Here is a 23,275-nt window from a genome sequence, read left to right as displayed (position 1 = left end):
GGTCACGCGTCCTTCTGCTTGGTGCCGAAAATCTTGTCACCGGCATCGCCCAGGCCCGGGATGATGTAACCGTGTTCGTTCAGTTTTTCGTCAATGGAAGCGGTGTAGATGGTCACGTCCGGGTGAGCCTTCTCCACAGCGGCGATGCCTTCTGGCGCGGCGACCAGCACCATGGCGCGGATGTCGCGGCAACCGGCTTTTTTCAGCAGGTCGATGGTGGCGACCATGGAATTGCCGGTGGCGAGCATCGGGTCGATGATCATCGCCAGGCGTTCGTTGATTTCCGGAACCAGTTTTTCCAGGTAGGTGTGGGCCTGCAGTGTTTCTTCGTTGCGGGCCACGCCCACGGCGCTGACTTTGGCGCCCGGGATCAGGCTGAGCACGCCTTCGAGCATGCCGATACCGGCGCGCAGGATCGGCACCACGGTAATTTTCTTGCCGGCGATTTTCTCGACCGACACGGTGCCGCACCAACCTTCGATGTCGTAGGATTCGAGCGGCAGGTCTTTGGTGGCTTCATAGGTCAAAAGGGCGCCGACTTCCTGAGCGAGCTCACGGAAATTCTTGGTGCTGATGTCTGCGCGGCGCATTAGGCCAAGTTTGTGACGGATCAGCGGATGGCGGATCTCGAGGATGGGCATGGGAGGGGCTCCGGCGGCGGGCAAAAAAACCGGCGTAGATTAATCTATCCGAGGGTGTTGTCCTATAGACATAGAGTACGTTAGTCCACAAACGCTTGATCTGGCCGTGCGGGATGCGTACCTTTGCCCGCTTTTCCTGAATCCGCCACCCCCAAACCCCCTGGAGAGCGCCATGTCCGCTGATCTCGAGCATATCCGTCAAATCATGCGAGAGGCTGACTGCCTGTACACCGAAGCTGAAGTCGAGGCGGCCATCGCCCGCGTCGGTGCACACATCAACGAACAACTGGCGGACAGCAATCCGGTGGTGTTCTGTGTGATGAACGGCGGCCTGATTTTCGCCGGCAAGCTGCTCACCCATCTGCATTTCCCGCTGGAGGCGTCCTACCTGCACGCCACCCGCTATCGCAACGAAACCAGCGGCGGCGAGCTGTTCTGGAAAGCCAAGCCGGAAGTGTCGTTCATCGACCGTGACGTGCTGATTATCGACGACATCCTCGACGAAGGTCACACCCTGGGCGCGATCATCGACTTCTGCAAACACGCTGGCGCGCGCAAAGTGCACACCGCCGTGCTGATCGACAAGGACCACGACCGCAAGGCTCGCCCGGACCTGAAAGCCGATTTCGTCGGTTTGCCGTGCATTGACCGTTACATCTTCGGTTACGGCATGGACTACAAAGGCTACTGGCGTAATGCCAACGGGATTTTTGCTGTTAAAGGGATGTAAGCACATGGCCGCCCCGAGCTTTCTTGATCAAACATTGTTCACTGAGCTTGCCGAGAAAGCGGCGGCCAACCCGCGGGGTCGCCAGCACCACAATTTCCACCAGATGGAAGAGGCTTGCCACCGCATGGCGGTGGGTTTGCAGCCGTCCACGTACATCCCGCCTCATCGGCATCTGGGGGACAACAAGGCGGAAACCTTGCTGGTCCTCAAAGGGCGGCTTGGCGTGTTGATCTTCGATGAGGCCGGCGTGGTGGTGCGCAAGCAAATCCTGCAGGCCGGTGGCGACTGTGTGGGTGTTGACCTGCCAACCGGTGTGTTTCATGGCCTGGTGGTGCTGGAAGCCGACAGTCTGATGTTCGAGTGCAAGGCTGGCCCTTATCGCCCGGTGGGCGAAGGTGAGCTTGCTCATTGGGCACCGCGTGAAGGTGAGCCGGGTGTGGCCGAGTATCAGGCCTGGATGCGCGCTCAGTTCGATTGATATCCGCCGCCCCTGTGGGAGCGGGCTTGCTCGCGAACGGTGTGTCAGTCAATGTTGTGTTGCCTGACACACCGCTTTCGCGAGCAAGCCCGCTCCCACATTGATTTGTGTCTCCTCATGCTAGAGTGCTCGGCCCCGCCCTCCGGAGCCTGTCATGAGCCTTTTGATCCGCAGCTGCGCCGCCCTCTTGCTGACCCTCAGCCTGCCTCTGGCCGCCGCGCCGGCGCCGATGCACGCACAGTTTCTGCCGCCGGACGACCTGACTCTGCGTGACGCCGAACCCGAGCAGCAACAACTGCTGCAGGTCACCGAATATTCGGTAGTGGTCGGCAGTCAGCGCCAGTCCACCCAACAGCCGATCCCGGTGACGTCTCCGCTGCTGATCCGCCTCAAGGGCAAATCCTTGAACAAGGGTGCGACCATCAATCAGGTGCTGGTCAACTTCGATGGCGAAAGCAAAAGCCTGAAAAAGCCGATCTACGACGACAAGAGCAAAACCCTGACGCTGTTTTATCCGATGGCGCAGTACCGCGTGGTGATCGACTTGTTGCGCAATGACACGGTGTATTGCCAGTTCCTCAGCTACGCCAATGGCCATGTCTGGGCTGATCTGCACACCGGAGCCGTTCGTCCGCGTTGAGCCCGGCGGCCAGTGAGGGGTAAACTGCCCGCCCCGTGAAATGTCTGCGAGCTGGAGTCGGCAATGCGTAAAGATAAGAAGCAAGTGATTGGTGACGAGATCGGCGATGAGCAGATCAAGTTGTTTCTCGATTTCGAACCGGTCGACGCCACTTCGCCGTCCCTGCACAAACTGATCAAGGCTTATCGTGGCCTGCGCATCGACGACTTCGAGCGTTTTCTGACGTTCTTTGTTGAAGCCGGTCTGGATTTGAACGGCAAGGATGAGCACGGCAATGACTTTGTGACCCTGATCAAGGATCAGCGCAATGCGGCCGAGTACATCGAGTTGATCGACAAGGCTCGCGGTTAATTTCAGGTGCATCGGTTGTTGCCCTGACTTGGTTGGTGTTTGTGCTGGCCCCTTCGCGAGCAAGCCCGCTCCCACATTTGAACTGTGTCGATCACAAAAAATGATGATTCAACTCGATCAAATGTGGGAGCGGGCTTGCTCGCGAAGGCGGTGCAACTAACACCAAACATCTTAGGGCTAACTGTTTCACCGGCAAAAAAAAAACGCCCCGCTCTCAATGAGAACGGGGCGTTTTTTATGCGCGACGATCAAGCGTAGCTTGGGGTCTCGCTGCTTTCTTCAACCAGTTCCAGCGCGATGTTGTTCTGCGTGTTGATCTTGCGATACAGCGCAGCATCGGCTTCCAGAACCTTTTCCCGGGCCGGGAAGATTTCCGCCAGTTTGGCAGCCCACTCGCCGGACGCTTTGGTCGGGAAGCATTTTTCGATCAGCTCCAGCATGATCGAAACGGTCACCGACGCGCCTGGCGAAGCGCCAAGCAGTGCAGCAAGGGAACCGTCCTTGGCCGCGACCAGTTCGGTGCCGAACTGCAGGACGCCGCCCTTTTTCGGGTCTTTCTTGATGATCTGCACCCGTTGGCCGGCCACTTCCAGGCGCCAGTCTTCGGCTTTCGCTTCAGGGTAGAAACGACGCAGGGACTCCAGGCGTTGCTCCATCGACTGCATCACTTCGCTGACCAGGTACTTGGTCAGGTCCATGTTGTTTTTCGCCACGGCCAGCATCGGGCCGATGTTGCCGGCGCGAACCGACATTGGCAGGTCCATGAAGGAGCCGTGCTTGAGGAACTTGGTGGTGAAGCCGGCGTATGGTCCGAACAGCAGGGACTTCTTGCCATCGACCACGCGGGTGTCCAGGTGCGGCACGGACATCGGTGGCGAACCCACGGCGGCCTGGCTGTACACCTTGGCCTGGTGGTGTTTGACCACTTCCGGGTTGTCGCAACGCAGCCACTGGCCGCTGATCGGGAAGCCGCCGAAGCCTTTGCTTTCTTCGATGCCCGACGCTTGCAGCAACGGCAATGCCGCACCGCCCGCGCCGAGGAAAACGAACTTCGCGTCGACTTCACGGGAGTTGCCGCTGTTGACGTCCTTGATGCTGACCGTCCAGCCACCGTTGTTGCGCTTCAGGCCGGTCACGCGCTTGCAGTACTTGACCTGGGCATCGGGTGCGCTGGTCAGGTGCTTGAGCAACTGGTTGGTCAGGGCGCCGAAGTTGACATCGGTGCCGTTCATCACGCGGGTGGCGGCGATGACTTCGTCAGCCGGACGACCAGGCATCATCAATGGCATCCAGTCGGCCATTTTTGCCTTGTCTTCGGTGTATTCCATGTCCGAGAAGGCGTGGTGCTTGCTCAGCACGTTGAAGCGTTCCTTGAGGAAGGACACGCCGCTGTCGCCCTGCACGAAGCTCAGGTGTGGCACCGGGCTGATGAAGGTTTTGCACGAGCCGAAGGAGCTTTTTTTGGTCAGGTAGGACCAGAACTGCTTCGACACTTCGAACTGGGTGTTGATGTGCACGGCTTTCTTGATGTCGACGGTGCCGTCGGCGGCCTGCGGCGTGTAATTGAGCTCACACAGCCCGGCGTGACCGGTACCGGCGTTGTTCCACGGGTTCGAACTCTCCGCGGCACCGGAATCCATCAGCTCGACGACTTCCAGCTTGATCGCGGGGTCGAGCTCTTTGAGCAGTACAGCCAGGGTGGCACTCATGATGCCGGCCCCAACCAGTACTACGTCGACTGCTTCGTTATGCGCCATTTAACGCGTCTCCAAAATCTGCAGCACCAAATTGTCGGCATGGCTGCCAGGCGTTCCGGGGCGTGTCAGTGATGCCCCTCGTACCCATGGCAGTGTCGCCATGTCCGAATCTTCGCAATTTATCGCAACTTCGACGGACGCTACCGGTCGGGTCAATGAGGTCTATGAACTCATTTCAACGCACGACTGGCAATTCGACTTATGGTCGAGACATCCGTTTGTGCAACCAAATCCGTAGCGGACAGGCTTCAGGCCCCGGTGTTCAAGGAATACTCGGTCCTGTGTCGTTGGGCTGTTCCAGACGCTAATGGTGCATATTCAGACGCAAAACTATTCATTTGCTCGCCACACTCTTGTGAAGTTGTGAAAACCCGTTTTTTTCACGCTCTTTTGAAGACGTGAACCTCAAAAAAGGGCTGCCCCAGCCTGGCACCGTGCCCGGAGGGATTGCCGCCATGGGATACATGACCGGCAAAACGGGCAAACAACTCAGTGACCGAGCGTAATGACAGCTCTGCAGATTCGCGAAAAGTGGGGGTTTTGCTCAAGGAACAGCAAGCGCGCCAGCTTCACTCGATCTGTGTGGGCGGCTCTCTGTGGGCGGTGCGGGGTGCCAATACCGAAGCATTGACGATGCTGCGAGGCCCGATCAGGAGACGTCCTTATAATCGGGGGGAGATTGTATCTAAGAAACGCAGGGAAATGGGCGTGTTTAATGACTTTTATTAGGCGTCTGGTCAGATGGCCGACAGCTGTTGCGCCCGCGCGCGCGGTTGGCGCTGGCTGACACGGGCACTGGCGGGTAGGGGATGGTGCAGCCAGTTGAGGCGGATTTCTTCGATTTCGACCCAGCCATCGCCCATTGGCTGCAGGCTGCACTGCTTGAACGCCTGGCAATGACCGTTGCGGTCGAGCAGGGCGAAGCAGCGATGCAACGGGCGTGGAGCGAACAGCGAGATCAGGTGGCGCATGGCAAAGTACCTTGAAGGGGTGACTGCCGTGAAGGTTGTCAGAGCGCCGTGACATGCAAGTGTATGGGCGGTGACATCTGTGTGACAGGAACCGGTTTTCCAAGGGTTTGTCAGACATTTCAGTATTCACTGCGAGGCGCTGGTTAGCGACGATGGCGCACCGCTATACTGCCGGCCTGTTTGTGCCTGATTCTGGAGAGAAGCGCATGTTGCAACGCCTGTTGTTCGGTTTGATCACTGTGACCAGTTTGACCCTGGTTGGCTGCGCCCACAGCCCGCAACAACTGAACCCGGAGCCAAAGCTGACGACTCAGCTGGCACCGGTCGGCCATGGTCAGCCAGTGGTGGTGCGTGTGGTGGACGGTCGTCGTTCGCCAACCCTGGGCACCCGTGGCGGTCTGTATCCGGAGACCAGTGCGATCACGGTGCAGGGCGCGCAGATCCTGCCGAAGTTGCAGGCCCAGGCCGAAGCGGCCGTGCGTCTGCTGGGCTTTACCCCAACGTCCAATGCGTTGAATGCACCGCAATTGACCGTGACCCTGGACGAGCTGAAGTACCAGTCGCCGAAGGAAGGCATGTACGTGACCGAGGCGACCATTGGCGCGACCTTCCGCTCCGACGTACAGAACGCCAACCGCCGCTACAGCGGTCGTTACGGTGCGTCGCTGGATCAGCGTTTCGGTATGGCGCCGAATCAGGAAACCAACACCAAGCTGGTCAGCGATGTGTTGAGCGACGCGTTGACGCGTCTGTTCAAGGACCCGACGATTGGTCAGATCCTGAGCGAGTAATGCGAGCCCCTGTAGGAGCGAGCTTGCTCGCGATGGACGAGAACGATGACGCGGGTTGTCTGAATGAACGCGTTGTCCTGAGGTTTTTCGCGAGCAAGCTCGCTCCTACAGAAGGGCGTTGGTGTCAGGCGGCTTGCGAATAAAAATCCAGCACACTCACACCCGTCAGCAAATCCGCCTCCGGCAAATCCGCATGTTGATGCCCGCCCAGTGCGCAATACACCAGCCAATGGCGATCCTGAACATTGAAGGCAAGGCTGCCGACCAAAGCTTGTTGTTCGTCGCTTTGAGCGATGAGGTAGAGGCGATCCTGGTTTTCGGCGTGCAGCATGACGGTTTCCTTGTCGTTTTTGATGGGCCGAGAGACTGGCGCATTCAGATGACGAAGCCGTGACGCAGGACAGGAATCTGCCAAATGGTGAGTTATTTATCGTAAAGCGGCGGGCAGGAGGAGTGGCTTTCGGTAGAATCCGCGCCGCGGTCGTCGGTCTGGCGTCTGCCACACCTGTTTTGTCTGAGGTTTGTGATGTCGCTGCATTTGATGACGCTGTTTACTGCCCATCCCGCCAAATTGATCAACCTGCTCGCCTTGCTGTTTGCCTTCCCGGGCAGCTGGTTGCTGCACGCTACGCGTCGCCGCGAACAGCGCGCGCTGGCCAGTCTGGCAGCGCAGCGTCAGAGCTGTCCCAGTGAAGAGCCCATGCTGGATTGGGCGACCTTGCGCATGAACCGGTTTTTCTATTGTTTCGGTTTTGCCTGCCTGGGATTGGCGTTGCTGGTGTCGTGGATCAGCACGCGGATCTGAACACACTGTAACCCCCTGTGGGAGCGGGCTTGCTCGCGAAGGCGGTGTGTCAGGTTCCGATGATGTCAATTGACACACCGCCTTCGCGAGCAAGCCCGCTCCCACAAGTTTTGCACTTGGGTAAGCGGACTTACAGCGGCAATCCCGCTTTCACCCGGTACTGATTGCGAACCGGCGTGGCGTATTGCAACACCAAAAACGGGCGATGCTCTTCAGGGCAGGCGTCCAGACGCTGTTGCCATTCTTCCCGGGCCTTGGCCAGCTCATCGGCTGCAAACACTTGCGTGGCGCTCGGCACCTGCAATTGCGGATCGGCGTCTTTCCACTGTGCGTACGCCAGGTAGTGCACCGGGAACAAGCGGTAACCGCCGAGGATCTGCTTGTCCATTTCGATTGCCAATTGCTTGGTGTCTTCGAACCGCTCGGTGATCGGCGCGGCAAAGTTCACGTGGACGCGACCCTTGTAGCCGGTGATGCCCTTGGCGATGCTCACATCGTCCTCGCCCGGCACTTTGGTGTAGCTGCCGGTGGTGGCGCGAATGTAGAGCTCGCGCGCCTTGGCCTGATCGCACGGGTCGTATTCGTAGCTGATCGACACCGGGGTGACGTTCAGCGAGCGGATGACTTCGCCGAACGGCTCATCCTTGCGGCTCATGTGGAACATCTTGAGGATCGCTGACTCGGTGCGGTCGTCGCCGTCCTTCGCCCGGCCTTCGGCCTGAGCGATCCAGATCGAGGCGCAATCGTTGCGGATCGAGTGGTTAATGTAGGCTGACAGCAGTTGATAAGCCGCCATTTTTTCCCGGCGACCGGTGATCGAGCGGTGCACGATGAAGCTCTTGTTCAGGCGCATCAGGTCGCTGACGAAGGGTTTCTGCAGCAGGTTGTCGCCAATCGCGATGCGCGGTGTCGGCAGGCCGGCGTGGTACACGGCATAGTTGACGAAGGCCGGGTCCATCACGATGTCGCGGTGGTTGGCGATGAACAGGTAGGCGCTGCCGGATTTGAACTGCTCGACGCCGGTGTACGTCACACCGTCCGTGGCGCGTTCGATGGTGTGGTCGACGTAATACTCGACTTTGTCCTGCAGCGTGGCCACCGAATTGATGCCGGCGAACTCACGGCGCAACCGATGAGCTATAAGAGGTTTGAGCATCCAGCCGAAGGCACCGGCGAAACGCGGGAAGCGGAAGTGGGTGAGGATATCTAGAAACGCCTTGTCGCCAAGCAACCGTGCCAGCACCGCTGGGACTTCGCTGTCGTCGTAAGGTCGGATGGCATCGAATTCGCCCATCATGCTCTCTTGTTAGAAACGGCTAGGGTAAGTAAAGGTTTTGATCGAAAACCGACGGGGCACGGTCTGAAAAGTCAGCCAGACAAAAATAGCCCTGCAAATAGACCGGCGATTATACGCACAAGTCACCCTGGAGACCGCGATGCTGGAAACCGAGCGCTACGAATGTCCGTATTGTGGTGAAGAGGCCGAGGCCGTGCTGGATTTGTCTGGTGGCGATCAGACCTATATCGAAGACTGTCCGGTGTGTTGCCGCCCCATCACGTTTGTCCTGCAGACCGATGGTCAGGAATGGTTGCTTGAAGTTCACAGCGAAAACGAATGAAAGGGGCGCTCCATGCAGCGAATCTATGAACCGGAAAACCTGATGGAAGGCGAGTTGCTGCAAGGCATGCTGGCCAGCGAGGGCGTCGAGGCGCATCTGGTCGGGCGTGATTTGCTCGGTGGCAGCGGGGAGTTGCCCATCTTCGGTCTGTTGGGGTTGTCGGTCGATAATGACCAGGCCGAATACGCCCGTGAGTTGATCGCCGCGTACAATGCCGCGCTGCCGCTGCCCGGCGATGAACCGGAAAGCTTTCCCGGCACGCTGGTCTGTTAGGCTGGCGTTCGTTTTATCAAGAGTCGTGTTGCCCCATGTGTGGACGTTATGCCCTGTTTCGCTGGAACCCCGCGTTCGCGGCCCTGCCTGGCTTTCCCGCCGATCAGCAGGCCCAGTGGAATATTTCCCCAAACGATTCGGTATTGATGCTGCGTGCCGTCGCTGACGGCCAGCGTGAACTGGCCCGCGCACGCTGGGGTTTGACGCCGCCGTGGCTGACCGATCTGTCCCGCACGCCGGCCCATGCCCGGGCCGAAACCGTGGCCGAGCAACCGATGTTCCGTCAGGCCTTGCGTGAGCGCCGGTGCCTGCTGCCGGCCAACGGTTTTTACGAATGGCGCGGCACGACGCGCAAGCGGCCTTACTGGCTGACGCCGGGGGAGGGCTCGACGCTGTTTTTTGCGGCGATCTGGGAAGCCTATCCGGTGCAGGAGCAGGTGTGGTTGAGCACGGCAGTGATTACGCAGCCGGCCGCGAGTCAGCGTCGGCCGTTGATACTGGATGCGGCGGGGCAGGAAGCCTGGCTTGATCCCGAGACGCCGTTGCATGTGCTGCAAGGGTTGCTGGCCAGTGAGCCTGCGGCGTTGCGCGAGCGGGTGTTGGCGAATCTGGTGAATGATCCGAAGTTGAATGGGCCGGAGTGTTTGACTCCTGGCTGATTCGGTAGCTGTGCTGGCCTCTTCGCGAGCAAGCCCGCTCCCACAGGATTTGTGAACGCCACAGATTCAATGTGGGAGCGGGCTTGCTCGCGAAGGGGCCTTCGGCTCAAACCTTGAACTGATTGATCAACCGCCGCTGCTGTTCCGCCAGCTTGGTCAAATCCGCGCTCGACTCATTTTTCTTGACCAGGCTGATCAATTGCTCACGGCTCAGTTGCAGGTTGCAGGTTGCAGGTTGCAGGTTGCAGGTTGCTGGCCGTGGCGGGGGAGGTGATGAGAATTTTTTTCTACGGCGATGAGAGCTTTATCCGAAATATGCGTCTGAATGTCTGTTGTATCTGGCGTCGATACATTTCCCCGCCTAGGATACCCGGCATGTTTCAAGGAGTTTTTTGATGAACAAGCGATTGGTTTTGTGTGCTCTGAGCGCGGGTCTGATGCTCGCCGGCTGTCAGTCGGTCAACACCACCAGCGGCGGTGCCGTGGGCGTGGAGCGCAAGCAGTACATGTTCAGCATGTTGTCCACGGACGAGGTCAACCAGATGTACGCCCAGTCTTATCAAAAGGCCGTTGGCGAGGCGAGCAGCAAGGGTGTGCTGGACAAGACCAGTAACGATGCCAAGCGCATCCAGACGATCGCCAATCGACTGATTGCCCAGGCGCCGATTTTCCGTCCGGATTCGGCCCAGTGGAAATGGGAAGTCAACCTGATCAAGAGTGACGAGCTCAACGCCAACTGCGGGCCTGGCGGCAAGATCATTTTCTACACCGGGCTGATCGACAGCCTGAAACTCACCGACGATGAAATCGCCGCGATCATGGGCCATGAAATTGCCCACGCCCTGCGCGAGCACGGTCGTGAAGCGATGTCCAAGGCGTACGGCATCGAAATGGCCAAGCAGGGTGCCGGTGCCTTGTTGGGTCTGGGCCAGGACAGCCTCGCGCTGGCAGACACCGTGGCCAACTATGGCATGACGTTGCCCAACAGCCGCTCCAACGAAAACGAGGCAGACCTGATCGGCCTGGAGCTGGCGGCCCGCGCCGGTTACAACCCGAACGCCGCGATCACCTTGTGGAACAAGATGAGCAAGGCCTCGGAAGGTTCGCCGCCGGAGTTCATGAGCACTCACCCGGCGTCGGCCAGTCGGATTGCTTCGTTGCAGGCGGCGATTCCGAAGGTGATGCCGTTGTACGAGAAAGCGCCGAAATCCTGATGGTCATGCGGCGTCTTTGAAGACGCCTTCGCGAGCAAGCCCGCTCCCACATTGGTTTTGTGATCGACACTGACCCTTGTGGGAGCGGGCTTGCTCGCGAAGAACGATTACGCGGTCTACTGACCTACCGCATCAAACCCACCCACTGCTCTGCATCGCTTTGTACACCGCGACAATCGCCAGGACGAAGAACGCCGAAGCCGCCAGGCGACGAATCAGCGTCAAAGGCAGTTTGTCCGCCGCAAAGTTGCCCGCCAGCACCACCGGCACGTTGGCAATCAACATACCGGCGGTGGTGCCGATGATCACCAGCCACAGTTCCGGGTATTGCGCGGCGAGCATCACGGTCGCGATCTGGGTCTTGTCGCCGATTTCCGCGAGGAAAAACGCGATCAGCGTGGTCAGGAACGGCCCGAACTTGCGGGCGGTGCTGGCTTCGTCGTCATCCATCTTGTCTGGCACCAGGGTCCACAACGCCGTCGCGGTGAAGCTCGCGGCGAGGATCCAGTGCAACATCGCATCCGAGAAGAAACTGCCAACCCAGGCACCTACCGCACCGGCTGCCGCGTGGTTGGCCAGGGTCGCGGCGACGATGCCGGCGATGATCGGCCACGGTTTGCGAAAGCGGGCAGCGAGAATGAGCGCGAGCAGTTGCGTCTTGTCGCCGATTTCGGCCAAGGCAACGATTGCGGTGGGAACGAGCAGTGAATCCAGCATCAGGGTTTTCCTAAGGGGCGGGTCGACACGGCTATGACACGTACAGCCTTCCCGCCCCGGGTAAGGTGTTCGTGTCATAGGTCTTGTCAAACCCTGGCGATCCGTCTGATACGGACGCTTGGGTCGCATACGCCATGGTCTGAGGACCAAGTATGTTGACGTATGCCGGACGAGCATGGCGCTCGTGGGAGACTACTCCCCTAGGACGGAGCGGATTCTGCCTAGGCAAATCCGATTGGGCAAGTACAAATTTCTAACCGCGTTTGGCCCGGTAGATTCTGAAACCCTGACCTTCGGCCTTGATCGCGCACACGCCGAGGTGCTCTTCGATCAGCGGCTGATACTTGAGGAAGCTGTTCGCAACCAGACGCAGTTCGCCGCCGTTTTTCAGATGTTTCGCCGCTTTTCGCAGCAAGTTCTCGGTGGCGAAATAGTCGGTGTGCACGCCGACATGGAACGGCGGGTTGCTCAGAATCGCGCTCAAACCCATCGGTGCTGCATCGATGCCGTCACCGGTAATCACTTCAGCTTCCAGACTATTGGCGGCCAGCGTCAGCCGACTACTGGCAGCGGCAAAAGCATCCACGTCGAGCAACGTGACCTGATTGTGCGGATAGCGACGCTTGACCGCCGCGCCCAAAACACCGGCGCCGCAGCCGAAATCCAGCAAATGACCGCTCGGCAATTTATCCAGGTGCTCCAGCAACAACGCACTGCCGCGATCCAGGCGACCGTGGCTGAACACGCCCGGCAGGCTGATGACTTTCAACGGACCTTCGGCCAGCGGCAGCTCATAGGTTTGAGCCAGACTTTCCAGCGATTTGGCTTCTGGTGCATTGGCCACGGTGACCAGCCAGAGCTGGCAATGACGCGCACTGTCGAGCTTGCGCGGTTTGCCGAACGGGTTGAGCTGCTTGGCCGCGCCTTCGATGCCGCTGCGTTTTTCACCCACCAGATACAGTTCACGACCGGCCAGGCGCGAGGCGAGGGCGTTGAGGATGTAGTCGGTGAGGTCTTTGGATTTGGGCAGAAACACCACTGCGGTGTCGAACTCGCGCTCGGGTACGGTCACGCCGAAATGGCTGCGCTCAACGAAGCGAGCGTCCAGCGCGGCCTGGTCGCCGGCGTGCCAGCACCAGCCATGGGCGTCGGGCAGGCGCCCCAGCAAATCATCGGCGGGCAAACCGGCCAGCAACACCGAACCCTGGAATAACTCGGCCTGACGAAGCAGTACTTCACTGCGCGGATCCATACTCTGCTCCTGTGAAAAAAAGTGCCGCAGTCTATCAACTGACGACCCGCAGCGCTGTACCGCTGAAGTATCCCTGAGCATTTTCGGTCAACTGGCCAACGATCCGCTGCCGCGCCTCGCGACTGCCCCAGGCGTTGTGCGGCGTGACGATCAAGCGTGGAATGTCGGCGGCGAGTAACGGATTTCCGGTGGTCGGCGGTTCGACGCTCAGCACGTCGGTGGCGGCGCCGCCCAGGTGGCCGTTGCGCAAGGCATCGGCCAGCGCCTGTTCGTCGATCAAGCCACCACGGGCGGTGTTGACCACGAAGGCGCCCGGTTTCATCGAGGCCAGTTCGCGGGCGCCGATGAAGTGACGGGTGTATTCGTTGAGCGGGCAGTGCAGGGTCAGCGCATCGATCTGCGGCAGCAGTTCATCCAGTGGTAAACGGTCCGCCCGGGCCGGGCGCCCCGGAATCTGCCCGAGCAGCACGCGCATGCCGAAGGCTTCGGCCAGTCGTGCGACCGCGCCACCCAGCTCGCCGTGACCTAGCAGGCCGAGGGTTTTGCCTTCCAGCTCGACGATCGGGTAATCCAGCAGGCAGAACTGTTTCGCGTGTTGCCAGCGACCTTCGCCGACCGCTTTCTGATAGTCGGCGAGGCGTGTTGCCAGGTTGAGCAGCAACATGATCGTGTGCTGCGCCACCGATGGCGTGCCATAGCCCTGGCAGTTGCACACAGTAATGCCATGGGCGCGGGCGGCGGCGAGGTCGACGTTGTTGGTGCCGGTGGCGGTGATCAGGATCAGCTTCAGATCGGGGCTGGCGGCAATGGCCGCGGCATCGATCAGGATTTTGTTGCTGATGGCGACGGTGGCGCCCTTGAGACGGTCGATGACCTGTTCGGACGTGGTCTGCGCGAACAACTGCAAATCGTCAAAACAATCACGCAAGGGGTTGAGGTCGAGATCGCCGAGGTCCAGCGATGGATGGTCGAGGAAAACGGCGCGGCGAGGGTTCGTCATCAACTGTACCTTTTGTGCATTGAACTGAAGGCGTAATCTGCCGAGCCTACCAGATGAAACAATTGGTTACTCACTGCCAGGCTAGACGCCGAACCTGTGGGAGCGGGCTTGCTCGCGAAGGCGGTGTGTCAGGCAAAAATGATGACTGACGCACCCTCTTCGCGAGCAAGCCCGCTCCCACAGGGGAAGATTTCAGCCTTTAAGTTTCAATTCGACTGATCTGCCCCAGAGGAGCCCCCATGTACTGGACAGAGTTCTTGACCGTTGCCCTCATCCATTTGCTGGCCGTGGCCAGCCCCGGCCCGGACTTTGCCGTGGTGGTGCGTGAGAGCGTGACCCACGGTCGCCGCGCCGGCACCTGGACCGCGCTGGGCGTCGGCACGGCGATTTTCCTGCACGTCGGCTATTCGCTGCTCGGCATCGGCTTGATCGTGTCCCAGTCGATTGTGCTGTTCAACGCCTTGAAATGGGCCGCCGCCGCTTACCTACTGTACATCGGCTTCAAGGCCCTGCGTGCGCAACCGGCCCCACCTGCGGCTGACGATCTGCACAAGGAAGCGGGTGAGCGCACCGCTCGCGGCGCCTTCACCTCGGGTTTCGTGACCAACGGTCTGAACCCGAAAGCCACGCTGTTCTTCCTGTCGTTGTTCACCGTGGTGATCAATCCGCACACGCCGCTGGCCGTGCAGGCGGGTTACGGGGTTTACCTCGCAGCGGCGACCGCCGTCTGGTTCTGCCTGGTGGCGATGCTGTTCAGTCAGCAGCGCGTGCGCGCCGGTTTCGCCCGAATGGGCCACTGGTTCGACCGGACCATGGGCGCGGTGCTGATTGCCATCGGCGTAAAACTCGCGTTTACCGAGATGCATTGATCAACTGCGGAATCCGGTAGGAGCTGCCGAAGGCTGCGATCTTTTGATCCTTGGCTGTATCGAAATCGCGAAGATCAAAAGATCGCAGCCTGCGGCAGCTCCTACGAATGCTGGCGCAACGCTAGCATTTGCTGAATGTTGCAAATCATTCCTTCGGCTGATTTGGTTGTCATGGAAGGGCACTAGAGTGCTTACTTTCAGCCACGACCGTGCAGTCAGAAAAGGGATTCTTATGTTGCAGACTCGCGTTATCCCCCCAGCCGAAGGCGCTTACCAGTATCCGTTGCTGATCAAACGATTGCTGATGTCTGGCGCGCGCTATGAGAAAACCCGCGAGATCATTTACCGCGACCAGTTGCGCTATAGCTACCCGACCCTGATCGAACGGGTCGCACGCCTGGCCAACGTACTGACGGCGGCCGGCGTCAAGGCCGGCGATACCGTGGCGGTGATGGACTGGGACAGCCATCGTTATCTGGAGTGCATGTTCGCCATCCCGATGATCGGCGCGGTGATCCACACCATCAACGTGCGCCTGTCGCCGGAACAGATCCTGTACACCATGAACCACGCCGAGGACCGCTTCGTGCTGGTCAACAGCGAGTTCGTCGGGCTGTACAACGCGATTGCCGGTCATCTGACCACGGTGGAAAAAACACTGCTGTTGACCGACCTGCCGGAGAAAACCGCTGATTTGCCGAACCTCGTCGGCGAGTACGAGCAGTTGCTGGCGGCCGCGAGCGCGCAGTACGACTTCCAGGACTTCGACGAGAACTCGGTCGCGACCACGTTCTATACCACCGGCACCACCGGCAATCCCAAAGGTGTGTACTTCACCCATCGGCAACTGGTGCTGCACACCATGGGCGTGTCGACCATCATGGGCGCCATCGACAGTGTGCGGTTGCTGGGCACCAACGACGTGTACATGCCGATCACCCCGATGTTCCACGTGCACGCCTGGGGGTTGCCCTATGTGGCGACCATGCTCGGGCTCAAGCAGGTTTATCCGGGGCGCTACGATCCGGAATATCTGGTGGAGCTGTGGCGCAAGGAAAAGGTCACCTTCTCGCACTGCGTACCGACCATCCTGCAAATGGTCCTCAACGCCAAGGCTGCGCAAATCACGGATTTCGGTGGCTGGAAAATCGTGATCGGCGGCAGTGCGTTGAATCGTGCGTTGTACGAAGCCGCCAAGGCCAAGGGCATTCAGCTGACCGCCGCTTACGGCATGTCGGAAACCGGGCCACTGATCTCGTGTGCGCACCTCAACGATGAGCTGATGGCCGGCACCGAAGACGAGCGCACTACGTATCGAATCAAGGCCGGCGTGCCGGGGCCTTTGGTAGAGGCGGCGATTGTCGACACTGACGGCAACTTCCTGCCCGCCGATGGCGAGACCCAGGGCGAACTGGTGTTGCGTGCGCCGTGGCTCACCGAAGGCTATTTCAATGAACCGCAGAAGGGCGCCGAGCTCTGGGCCGGCGGCTGGCTGCACACCGGTGACGTGGCGACGCTGGACAGCATGGGCGTGATCGACATTCGCGACCGGATCAAGGATGTGATCAAGACCGGCGGCGAATGGATTTCCTCCCTGGACCTCGAAGACCTGATCAGTCGCCATCCAGCGGTACGCGAAGTAGCAGTGGTGGGCATTGCCGATCCACAGTGGGGCGAGCGCCCGTTTGCCTTGCTGGTGATCCGCGAGGGCCATGCCATTGGGGCCAAAGAGCTCAAGGAACACCTCAAGCCATTTGTCGAGCTGGGGCACCTGAGCAAGTGGGCCATCCCGAGCCAGATCGCCCTTGTTACTGAAATTCCCAAGACCAGCGTCGGCAAGCTCGACAAGAAGCGGATTCGCGTCGACATCACCGAATGGCAAGCCAACAACAGCACCTTCCTCTCGACGCTTTAAGCGTCCTCCGGCGTGCCCGAAAAGGCACGCCAGCCCCACCAAGCAAGCGCTTGGCTTGTGAAATCCGAATTTTGAGCCATCCTTCCCGTGCCGACAGGTGTCGGTATGGCGAAAGGACTGTTCCAGAGTGGCCGGCAGCTGCAAATCACACTTTAGAGGGATCAAGCAGTACTACCTGCTGGCTATAGTCCGCTCAAGGATTTTTAAGAACGGAGCAAACGCACAAAACGGGGCGATGCAACTTTGGAGTGACTTCGGGAAGCCCTGGCTCCCGGTCAACCACAGCGTTTTTAAAAGTACTCACTGCCATAACAATAATGCACATGGAGTAGCGTCGATGACATCAGTAAACCAGTTCTGGCGCCGGGCAAAACTGCCTCTGGCCGTCAGTCTTGCCTCTACGCTCGCCGGGCCCGCATTCGGCGTCAGTTTCAACGTTGGTGAAATCGAAGGTCAGTTCGACTCATCCCTGTCGATCGGTGCCAGTTGGTCTACCGAGAGTGCCAACAAGAACCTCATCGGCGTCAACAACGGCGGTCGCGGCCTGTCCCAGACCTCTGATGACGGTCACTTGAACTTCAAGAGCGGGGAAACCTTCTCGAAGATCTTCAAAGGCATCCATGATCTTGAATTGAAATATGGCGACACCGGCGTCTTCGTCCGGGGCAAATACTGGTATGACTTCGAACTCAAGGACGAAGACCGTCTGTTCAAGGACATCAGCGACAGCAACCGCAAGGAAGGCGCCAAGTCTTCCGGCGGGCAGATCCTCGACGCCTTCGTCTACCACAACTACGCGATTGCCGATCAGCCGGGTTCCGTGCGTCTGGGCAAGCAGGTAGTGAGCTGGGGTGAAAGTACCTTCATTGGTGGCGGCATCAACTCGATCAACCCGATCGACGTTTCCGCGTTTCGCCGTCCAGGTGCCGAGATCAAGGAAGGCCTGATCCCGGTCAACATGTTCTACGTGTCCCAGAGCCTGACCGAGAACCTTTCCACGGAAGCGTTCTATCAGCTGGAATGGGACCAGACCGTTACCGACAACTGCGGCACGTTCTTCTCGCAACCTGACGTGATCTCGGATGGCTGCGACCAAAACCTGGCCGTGCTGCGTACCCGTAACGGGCTCAACGGCGCACTGGGGGCCGCGGGACTGCCGGCCGGGTTGCGTAATGCCGCCATCAACACCCTGGCTGCCAGGGGCGTGAGCTGGGGTAACCCGGATGAAGGTGTCATCGTTCGTCGCGGCGCGGATCGTGATGCACGGGACAGCGGCCAGTTCGGCGTGTCCTTCAAGTACATGTTCGAGCCGCTGGACACCGAATTCGGTGCCTATTTCATGAACTACCACAGCCGTGCGCCTATTTTCAGCGGCAAGGGTGCTCCGGCGAGCGCTTACAGCGCGGCGGGCCTGGTGGGCTCACTGATTGGCGCAGGTGTTCCGGGTGGTGTCGCGGTTGGCCTGGCTCCGACCTTGCTACCGCTGGTAGTAGCGGGTAACTCCAGCTACTTCGTCGAATACCCGGAAGATATTCGGCTGTATGGCCTGAGCTTCTCCACTACGTTGCCAACCGGTACCGCGTGGAGTGGTGAATTCAGCTACCGTCCGAACGCACCGGTACAGCTCAACACCACCGACATCCTCTTTTCCGGCCTGACGCCACTGAACCCTAACGTTTCCGTACTTCAAGGACGTCCGGGGGAGGATCAACATGGCTATCGCCGCAAGGAAGTGAGCCAGTTGCAGACAACCTTCACGCACTTCTTCGACCAAGTGATGGGCGCCGAGCGGCTGACCCTGGTTGGCGAGGTTGGCTGGACCCACGTCGGCGGCCTGGAAAGCACGTCGAAAGCGCGTTACGGTCGCGACCCGAGCTACGGCCCTGGTCCACTGCCAGGTGGTCAGTGCCAGACATTGAACGCCGGCACCCTGGGAGCAACCGGACCACAAAACAACGTCAATCGCTACTGTGAAAACGATGGCTTCACCACCACAGACTCCTGGGGTTATCGAGCTCGTGCCATCTGGGAATACAACGACGTAATCGCCGGTGTGAACTTCAAGCCGAACATCGCCTGGTCCCATGACGTGGACGGTTACTCGCCAGGCCCTGGCGGCAACTTCGAGGAAGGTCGCAAAGCGGTCAGCCTGGGTCTCGATGCCGAGTACCAGAACACCTACACCGCATCCCTGGCCTACACCAACTTCTTTGACGGTAAGTACACCACCGTGGATGACCGCGACTTCGTTGCGCTCAGCTTCGGCGTGAACTTCTAAGCACTGCATTTTCAGGACGAACATACCTATGAAAACAACAAAGAGTCTGTTCCACGCCGGATTTCTGGGGCTTACGCTGTTGGCGACCAGCGTGATGGCTGCGGTCCCTGCGGCCGAAGCGGACAAGCTGGGCAAGAGCCTGACGCCGATGGGCGCCGAGATGGCGGGCAATGCCGACGGTTCGATTCCAGCCTGGAAGCCAATGGCGAAAAACGCCGGCACCATCGACGGCAAAGGTTTCCTGGCCGACCCGTACGCCAGTGAAAAACCACTGTTCACCATCACGGCGCAGAACGTCGATCAGTACAAGGACAAGCTCGCTCCGGGCCAGTACGCGATGTTCAAGCGCTACCCGGAATCTTTCAAGATGCCGGTCTACCCGTCCCATCGCGGCGCGACCGTGCCGGATGACGTGTTCGCTGCCATTAAGAAAAACGCCACTGCCACGGAGCTGGTGTCCGGCGGCAACGGGCTGAAAAACTTCGAGACAGCCGTACCGTTCCCGATTCCAAAGAGCGGCGTCGAGGTTATCTGGAACCACATCACCCGCTATCGCGGTGGCAGCGTGACCCGTCTGATCACCCAGGCCACGCCGCAGCCGAACGGCTCGTACAGCCTGGTGTACTTCCAGGACCAGTTCGTATTCCGCGACAAGATGAAGGATTGGGATCCGGCGAACCCAGGCAACATCCTGTTCTACTTCAAGCAGGAAGTGACCGCGCCGGCACGCCTGGCCGGTGGTGTGCTGCTGGTGCACGAAACCCTCGATCAGGTGGCAGAACCGCGTTCGGCGTGGGTCTACAACGCCGGTCAGCGTCGTGTGCGTCGCGCACCGCAAGTGTCCTATGACGGGCCGGGTACTGCGGCGGACGGCCTGCGTACCTCCGACAACCTGGACATGTACAACGGAGCACCGGATCGTTACGACTGGAAGCTCGAAGGCAAGAAAGAGATGTACATCGCCTCCGACAGCTACAAACTTGACGATCCGAAGCTGAAGTACGACGACATCATCAAGGCCGGTCACATCAACCAGGACCTGGCTCGCTATGAACTGCGTCGGGTCTGGCATGTGGTCGCCACCCTGAAGGAAGGTCAGCGTCACATCTACGCCAAGCGTGACTTCTACATCGATGAAGACACCTGGCAAGCAGCGGTCATCGATCACTACGATGGTCGCAATCAACTCTGGCGTGTGGCGGAAGCTCACTCCCAGAATTACTACAACGTTCAAGTGCCGTGGTACACCCTGGAAGCCCTGTACGACTTGCAGTCCGGCCGTTACCTGGCACTGGGTATGAAGAACGAAGAGAAATCGGCATATAACTTCGGTTTCACTGCCACCACCAGCGACTTCACACCGGCGGCATTGCGTCAGACCGGGGTTCGTTAACCTGCCCTGAACAGAGGCCGCATCCTCGAAAGAAGCCCCGACTGGTTCGGGGCTTTTTTTTTGTTCGTAGACTTTTTGTAGCCATTTGTAGCAACAACCTTCAATACCTCTTCGTTTACCGCTAGTCTGCGGACATCTGCGACGCCGCCAACAGCAATTCAAACAAGAGCCGGCCATGACTGATCTGTCCCCACCCCCGGGCCCTGCAAGCGTTGCCGTCGCGACACTGGACGGTCGTTTCTTTCGGCCACCGCTGCCTGACGGGCACGTGCTGCGGCCTCGTTTATGCGAGCGCCTGAGTGCCGGCCTCGGTGGCAGGCTGTTGCTGGTCAGCGCACCGGCGGGGTTTGGCAAGAGTTCGCTGGCAGTAGAGTTCTGTCAGGGGCTGCCAGCACACTGGCAAAGTCTGTGGCTGGGGTTGAGTCCGCGAGACAACGACCCCGGCCGTTTCCTTGAGCGGTTGCTCGAAGGCCTTCAGGACTTTTTTCCGCACTTGGGCCGGCAGTCCCTGGGCCTGTTGAAAATGCGTCAGCGGCATCAGCCGTTTGCCTTCGAAGAATGGCTGGACGGTTTGCTCGACGAGTTGGCCGTGCATTTGTTGCCGACGGCACCACTGCTGCTGGTACTCGATGACTACCATCTGGCCCAGGGCCCGGTGCTCGATCGTTGCCTGCAATTTTTCCTCAATCATCTTCCCGACGGCTTGCTGGTGATGGTCACCAGTCGCCAGCGTCCGGACTGGCATCTGGCACGTCTGCGCCTGTCACGGCAATTGCTCGAGTTGCATGAGCAGGATTTGCGCCTGACCCACGACGAAGCCGTGACCCTGCTCGATCGACATAGCACGTCCTTGCGCGGCGAAGCGCTGGAGAGTCTGATCCAGCGCAGCGAGGGCTGGGTCGCAGGCTTGCGTTTCTGGTTGCTGGCGGCCTCCGAAGCCGGCTCCGAAGGCGCATTGCCCCAGTCCTTGCATGGCGGGGAAGGGCTGATTCGCGATTACCTGCTTGAAGAAGTCATCGATTGCCTGCCGGCCGAGGTGCAGTCATTTCTGTATGACACAGCGTCTCAGGAGCGTTTCTGCAGCGAGCTGTGCGACGCCGTTCGCGAGGCGCATGACAGTGCTGAGATCCTGGGGTTTCTGCTCGCGCATCAAGTGTTCCTGGTGCCGCTGGATGAACACGGTCACTGGTATCGATATCACCACCTGTTTTCCGACCTGCTGCGTACCCGGCCGACTTCTCAGGCGATGGTGCCGGCAGCCAGCCTGCACCTGCGCGCCTGTCGCTGGTTCAACGCCAAGGGCCTTCTGGATGAAGCGGTGGAGCAGGCGTTGCGCGCCGGGCACTTGGACGTGGCGGCAAACCTGGTGCAGAACCTTTCCGAAGAACAGCTGCTGGCCGAACAGAATGTCGGCATGTTGCTGCGCTGGAAAATGGACTTGCCCGACAGCCTGCTGATCAGCACGCCACGTTTGATCGTGCTCTACAGCTGGGCGTTGGGGCTGGCCTGTCAGCTGGATGCCGCCGAGGAGCTGGCCAGTCACCTGAGCCGCTTCCTGCCGGCGCCGTCGGCCACTGCGCAGAAGTCCATGCTGGCGCAATGGCTGGCCTTGAGCGGGATCATCGCCCGCGGTCGTGGCAATCGCGAGTTGACGCTGCTGTATTGCACCGAAGCGCTGGCGAGTCTTCCGCCCAAGCGATATGGCCAGCGCCTGATGTGCCTTTCAACCCTGTCCAACCTGGCGATTGCCGACGGCGACTTATGGCGGGCACGCGGCCTGAACCGTGATTCACTGGAGCTGGCGCAACGGGTCGGCAATCCATTGTTCGAAGCGTTGGCCCATTACGATCGCGCCCGGGTATTGCAGGCGCGAGGGGAAATCCTGCGTTCACTGGATGAAGTCCGCCAGGGGCTGCAACGTCTGCAAGGATTGTCGCCGCAACGGCTCTATGCCGTACGCGCCCGGCTGACCTTGTACGAGGGGTTTCTGCTGGCCCTGCGTCTGCAGCCGCAGACGGCGCGGCTGCGCTTGCAGGCGGGGTTGACTGAAGCCCGCGCCTGTCGCGACATCAGCGTACTGATCGGCCATTGCGTGATCGCCAGGCTCGAAGGCAGCAGCGGCGAATTCGCCAAGGCCTTCGCCGAACTCGCCGAAGCCGAACGACTGATGCACATCTGGGACGTACCGCCGATCTACTATCTGGCGATGATCACCCTGGTCAAATGCGAACTCTGGCTGGCTCAGGGGCGTACCGATCTGGCGGAAGCCTGGCTCGCGCGACTGGGCCAGACCTACAACGGCGAACAACCGGCGGCGCCCCCGGAATTCCATCCGCAACTGCCGCTGTATATCGAGTTCCAGCAGGCCTTGCTGGAGGTCATTCAGGCGCAGCCGATGCTGGCCGAGGGGCGATTGAATGCGTTGCTTGAGCATGGTCAGCAAACCGGCCGGCAGTTGCTCAGTGTGATGGCCCTGACGCAGAAAACCGAACTGCTCCTTGCGCACAACCGTGAGCCTGAAGCCCGACAAGCCTTCGCTCAGTCCCTGGAAGTGGCCAGCGGCGGCGCGCTGCTGCCTTTTGATCGCTTGTTGAGCAAATACCCCGACTGGCTTCGCGAGCAACTCCAGTGCTGCGTGAAATTTGCGGTTTCGCAAAGCCTTTCAGAACGGCTCCCCATTGTCGCTGCGCGCATTGCCCCGGAGCCCTCACAAGCCTGCGAACAGCTCAGCTCCCGCGAACTGTCGGTTCTGAAACTCATTGCCCAAGGCTGCTCGAATCAGGAAATCAGCGATCAGCTGTTCATTTCCCTGCACACGGTTAAAACCCATGCCAGTCACATCAACAGCAAGCTCGGGGTTGAGCGGCGCACTCAGGCGGTGGCGCGGGCGAAGGCGTTGGGGGTAATCGGGTGATGTGACGC

23 protein-coding genes and 1 riboswitch are annotated in these 23,275 nt (G+C 59.7%); of the genes, 15 read left to right on the top strand and 8 right to left on the bottom strand.

Annotated features, from left to right (window positions below):
* Nucleotides 1-2: 2 nt before the first annotated feature.
* Nucleotides 3-641 (bottom strand): uracil phosphoribosyltransferase, encoded by a 639-nt coding sequence (gene upp, locus ACA073_RS21810; RefSeq protein ID WP_461953271.1) that lies wholly within the window; start codon nucleotides 639-641, stop codon nucleotides 3-5.
* Nucleotides 642-813: 172 nt separating this feature from the next.
* Between upp and ACA073_RS21805 the strand changes: the two genes are divergently transcribed.
* The 4 genes from ACA073_RS21805 (at nucleotide 814) to ACA073_RS21790 (ending at nucleotide 2,840) form a co-directional block, all read left to right on the top strand.
* Nucleotides 814-1,371: a hypoxanthine-guanine phosphoribosyltransferase gene (locus ACA073_RS21805; protein ID WP_047533108.1), complete on the top strand. Its 558-nt coding sequence runs from the start codon at nucleotides 814-816 to the stop codon at nucleotides 1,369-1,371.
* A gap of 4 nt (nucleotides 1,372-1,375) precedes the next feature.
* Nucleotides 1,376-1,849, top strand: a complete 474-nt coding sequence (locus tag ACA073_RS21800; RefSeq protein ID WP_497399400.1) for a WbuC family cupin fold metalloprotein — start codon at nucleotides 1,376-1,378, stop codon at nucleotides 1,847-1,849.
* 154 nt (nucleotides 1,850-2,003) lie between these two features.
* Nucleotides 2,004-2,489 carry a hypothetical protein gene (locus tag ACA073_RS21795; RefSeq protein ID WP_497399398.1) on the top strand — a complete coding sequence of 162 codons (486 nt, stop codon included), beginning with the start codon at nucleotides 2,004-2,006 and terminating at the stop codon, nucleotides 2,487-2,489.
* A 63-nt stretch (nucleotides 2,490-2,552) separates the two neighbouring features.
* A complete protein-coding gene (locus ACA073_RS21790; RefSeq protein WP_084320437.1) occupies nucleotides 2,553-2,840 on the top strand; it encodes a PA4642 family protein in 288 nt (95 codons plus the stop codon).
* A 248-nt stretch (nucleotides 2,841-3,088) separates the two neighbouring features.
* On the opposite strand, the gene mqo is transcribed toward ACA073_RS21790, so the two are convergent.
* Nucleotides 3,089-4,597 carry a malate dehydrogenase (quinone) gene (mqo, locus tag ACA073_RS21785; protein WP_497399396.1) on the bottom strand — a complete coding sequence of 503 codons (1,509 nt, stop codon included), beginning with the start codon at nucleotides 4,595-4,597 and terminating at the stop codon, nucleotides 3,089-3,091.
* A gap of 737 nt (nucleotides 4,598-5,334) precedes the next feature.
* Entirely contained in the window at nucleotides 5,335-5,568 is a 234-nt protein-coding gene (locus ACA073_RS21780) for a hypothetical protein (protein ID WP_497399394.1), read from the bottom strand.
* 206 nt (nucleotides 5,569-5,774) lie between these two features.
* On the opposite strand from ACA073_RS21780, the gene ACA073_RS21775 reads away from it, so the two are divergent.
* Nucleotides 5,775-6,359, top strand: a complete 585-nt coding sequence (locus ACA073_RS21775) for a YajG family lipoprotein (RefSeq protein WP_497399392.1) — start codon at nucleotides 5,775-5,777, stop codon at nucleotides 6,357-6,359.
* A 124-nt stretch (nucleotides 6,360-6,483) separates the two neighbouring features.
* Here the strand turns inward: ACA073_RS21775 and ACA073_RS21770 are convergent, their stop codons facing one another.
* Nucleotides 6,484-6,690: a hypothetical protein gene (locus tag ACA073_RS21770; protein WP_214378627.1), complete on the bottom strand. Its 207-nt coding sequence runs from the start codon at nucleotides 6,688-6,690 to the stop codon at nucleotides 6,484-6,486.
* 195 nt (nucleotides 6,691-6,885) lie between these two features.
* Between ACA073_RS21770 and ACA073_RS21765 the strand changes: the two genes are divergently transcribed.
* Nucleotides 6,886-7,164: a hypothetical protein gene (locus ACA073_RS21765; RefSeq protein ID WP_497399390.1), complete on the top strand. Its 279-nt coding sequence runs from the start codon at nucleotides 6,886-6,888 to the stop codon at nucleotides 7,162-7,164.
* Between the two features lie 130 nt (nucleotides 7,165-7,294).
* Here ACA073_RS21765 and ACA073_RS21760 read toward each other — a convergent pair whose 3' ends face one another.
* A complete protein-coding gene (locus tag ACA073_RS21760) occupies nucleotides 7,295-8,461 on the bottom strand; it encodes a 1-acyl-sn-glycerol-3-phosphate acyltransferase (RefSeq protein ID WP_497399388.1) in 1,167 nt (388 codons plus the stop codon).
* 139 nt (nucleotides 8,462-8,600) lie between these two features.
* Between ACA073_RS21760 and ACA073_RS21755 the strand changes: the two genes are divergently transcribed.
* From ACA073_RS21755 to ACA073_RS21740, 4 genes are all read left to right on the top strand, one after another.
* Complete coding sequence (locus tag ACA073_RS21755; RefSeq protein ID WP_008153387.1) at nucleotides 8,601-8,783, top strand: CPXCG motif-containing cysteine-rich protein; 183 nt, start codon at nucleotides 8,601-8,603, stop codon at nucleotides 8,781-8,783.
* A gap of 12 nt (nucleotides 8,784-8,795) precedes the next feature.
* Entirely contained in the window at nucleotides 8,796-9,056 is a 261-nt protein-coding gene (locus ACA073_RS21750) for a putative signal transducing protein (RefSeq protein ID WP_454841258.1), read from the top strand.
* A 35-nt stretch (nucleotides 9,057-9,091) separates the two neighbouring features.
* Entirely contained in the window at nucleotides 9,092-9,715 is a 624-nt protein-coding gene (locus ACA073_RS21745; RefSeq protein ID WP_214378623.1) for an SOS response-associated peptidase, read from the top strand.
* 395 nt (nucleotides 9,716-10,110) lie between these two features.
* On the top strand, nucleotides 10,111-10,929 hold the full coding sequence (locus ACA073_RS21740) for a M48 family metallopeptidase (RefSeq protein WP_497399386.1): 819 nt from the start codon (nucleotides 10,111-10,113) through the stop codon (nucleotides 10,927-10,929).
* A gap of 132 nt (nucleotides 10,930-11,061) precedes the next feature.
* Here ACA073_RS21740 and ACA073_RS21735 read toward each other — a convergent pair whose 3' ends face one another.
* From ACA073_RS21735 to ACA073_RS21725, 3 genes are all read right to left on the bottom strand, one after another.
* On the bottom strand, nucleotides 11,062-11,646 hold the full coding sequence (locus ACA073_RS21735) for a TMEM165/GDT1 family protein (protein ID WP_497399384.1): 585 nt from the start codon (nucleotides 11,644-11,646) through the stop codon (nucleotides 11,062-11,064).
* 88 nt (nucleotides 11,647-11,734) lie between these two features.
* A riboswitch (yybP-ykoY riboswitch) is annotated at nucleotides 11,735-11,860 on the bottom strand.
* Between the two features lie 39 nt (nucleotides 11,861-11,899).
* Nucleotides 11,900-12,898, bottom strand: coding sequence for a methyltransferase (locus tag ACA073_RS21730; RefSeq protein ID WP_497399382.1), 999 nt, complete (start codon nucleotides 12,896-12,898; stop codon nucleotides 11,900-11,902).
* Between the two features lie 34 nt (nucleotides 12,899-12,932).
* Nucleotides 12,933-13,898, bottom strand: a complete 966-nt coding sequence (locus ACA073_RS21725) for a 2-hydroxyacid dehydrogenase (RefSeq protein WP_497399381.1) — start codon at nucleotides 13,896-13,898, stop codon at nucleotides 12,933-12,935.
* 239 nt (nucleotides 13,899-14,137) lie between these two features.
* Here ACA073_RS21725 and ACA073_RS21720 point away from each other — a divergent pair, with 239 nt between their 5' ends.
* The 5 genes from ACA073_RS21720 to ACA073_RS21700 all read left to right on the top strand — a co-directional run bounded on the left by ACA073_RS21720 (nucleotide 14,138) and on the right by ACA073_RS21700 (nucleotide 23,267).
* Entirely contained in the window at nucleotides 14,138-14,767 is a 630-nt protein-coding gene (locus ACA073_RS21720; protein ID WP_461953286.1) for a LysE family translocator, read from the top strand.
* Nucleotides 14,768-14,999: 232 nt separating this feature from the next.
* Nucleotides 15,000-16,682, top strand: a complete 1,683-nt coding sequence (locus ACA073_RS21715; protein WP_497399380.1) for a fatty acid--CoA ligase — start codon at nucleotides 15,000-15,002, stop codon at nucleotides 16,680-16,682.
* A 337-nt stretch (nucleotides 16,683-17,019) separates the two neighbouring features.
* Nucleotides 17,020-18,960, top strand: coding sequence for a DUF1302 domain-containing protein (locus ACA073_RS21710; RefSeq protein WP_497399379.1), 1,941 nt, complete (start codon nucleotides 17,020-17,022; stop codon nucleotides 18,958-18,960).
* A 28-nt stretch (nucleotides 18,961-18,988) separates the two neighbouring features.
* The gene (locus tag ACA073_RS21705) at nucleotides 18,989-20,353 is read left to right on the top strand and encodes a DUF1329 domain-containing protein (protein ID WP_497399378.1); all 1,365 of its coding nucleotides are present in this window, start codon (nucleotides 18,989-18,991) and stop codon (nucleotides 20,351-20,353) included.
* Between the two features lie 175 nt (nucleotides 20,354-20,528).
* Nucleotides 20,529-23,267 carry a winged helix-turn-helix domain-containing protein gene (locus ACA073_RS21700; protein WP_497399377.1) on the top strand — a complete coding sequence of 913 codons (2,739 nt, stop codon included), beginning with the start codon at nucleotides 20,529-20,531 and terminating at the stop codon, nucleotides 23,265-23,267.
* Nucleotides 23,268-23,275: the final 8 nt, after the last annotated feature.

The organism is Pseudomonas sp. LBUM1670 (assembly GCF_059695695.1).
The sequence above is the reverse complement of the archived record's forward strand: the minus strand, read 5'-3'. Positions and strand labels throughout refer to the sequence as shown.

Coding starts and splice junctions, on each gene's coding strand:
- upp (WP_461953271.1), bottom strand. CDS start 641: ATGCCCATCCTCGAGATCCGCCATCCGCTGATCCGTCACAAACTTGGC.
- ACA073_RS21805 (WP_047533108.1), top strand. CDS start 814: ATGTCCGCTGATCTCGAGCATATCCGTCAAATCATGCGAGAGGCTGAC.
- ACA073_RS21800 (WP_497399400.1), top strand. CDS start 1,376: ATGGCCGCCCCGAGCTTTCTTGATCAAACATTGTTCACTGAGCTTGCC.
- ACA073_RS21795 (WP_497399398.1), top strand. CDS start 2,004: ATGAGCCTTTTGATCCGCAGCTGCGCCGCCCTCTTGCTGACCCTCAGC.
- ACA073_RS21790 (WP_084320437.1), top strand. CDS start 2,553: ATGCGTAAAGATAAGAAGCAAGTGATTGGTGACGAGATCGGCGATGAG.
- mqo (WP_497399396.1), bottom strand. CDS start 4,597: ATGGCGCATAACGAAGCAGTCGACGTAGTACTGGTTGGGGCCGGCATC.
- ACA073_RS21780 (WP_497399394.1), bottom strand. CDS start 5,568: ATGCGCCACCTGATCTCGCTGTTCGCTCCACGCCCGTTGCATCGCTGC.
- ACA073_RS21775 (WP_497399392.1), top strand. CDS start 5,775: ATGTTGCAACGCCTGTTGTTCGGTTTGATCACTGTGACCAGTTTGACC.
- ACA073_RS21770 (WP_214378627.1), bottom strand. CDS start 6,690: ATGCTGCACGCCGAAAACCAGGATCGCCTCTACCTCATCGCTCAAAGC.
- ACA073_RS21765 (WP_497399390.1), top strand. CDS start 6,886: ATGTCGCTGCATTTGATGACGCTGTTTACTGCCCATCCCGCCAAATTG.
- ACA073_RS21760 (WP_497399388.1), bottom strand. CDS start 8,461: ATGATGGGCGAATTCGATGCCATCCGACCTTACGACGACAGCGAAGTC.
- ACA073_RS21755 (WP_008153387.1), top strand. CDS start 8,601: ATGCTGGAAACCGAGCGCTACGAATGTCCGTATTGTGGTGAAGAGGCC.
- ACA073_RS21750 (WP_454841258.1), top strand. CDS start 8,796: ATGCAGCGAATCTATGAACCGGAAAACCTGATGGAAGGCGAGTTGCTG.
- ACA073_RS21745 (WP_214378623.1), top strand. CDS start 9,092: ATGTGTGGACGTTATGCCCTGTTTCGCTGGAACCCCGCGTTCGCGGCC.
- ACA073_RS21740 (WP_497399386.1), top strand. CDS start 10,111: ATGAACAAGCGATTGGTTTTGTGTGCTCTGAGCGCGGGTCTGATGCTC.
- ACA073_RS21735 (WP_497399384.1), bottom strand. CDS start 11,646: ATGCTGGATTCACTGCTCGTTCCCACCGCAATCGTTGCCTTGGCCGAA.
- ACA073_RS21730 (WP_497399382.1), bottom strand. CDS start 12,898: ATGGATCCGCGCAGTGAAGTACTGCTTCGTCAGGCCGAGTTATTCCAG.
- ACA073_RS21725 (WP_497399381.1), bottom strand. CDS start 13,898: ATGACGAACCCTCGCCGCGCCGTTTTCCTCGACCATCCATCGCTGGAC.
- ACA073_RS21720 (WP_461953286.1), top strand. CDS start 14,138: ATGTACTGGACAGAGTTCTTGACCGTTGCCCTCATCCATTTGCTGGCC.
- ACA073_RS21715 (WP_497399380.1), top strand. CDS start 15,000: ATGTTGCAGACTCGCGTTATCCCCCCAGCCGAAGGCGCTTACCAGTAT.
- ACA073_RS21710 (WP_497399379.1), top strand. CDS start 17,020: ATGACATCAGTAAACCAGTTCTGGCGCCGGGCAAAACTGCCTCTGGCC.
- ACA073_RS21705 (WP_497399378.1), top strand. CDS start 18,989: ATGAAAACAACAAAGAGTCTGTTCCACGCCGGATTTCTGGGGCTTACG.
- ACA073_RS21700 (WP_497399377.1), top strand. CDS start 20,529: ATGACTGATCTGTCCCCACCCCCGGGCCCTGCAAGCGTTGCCGTCGCG.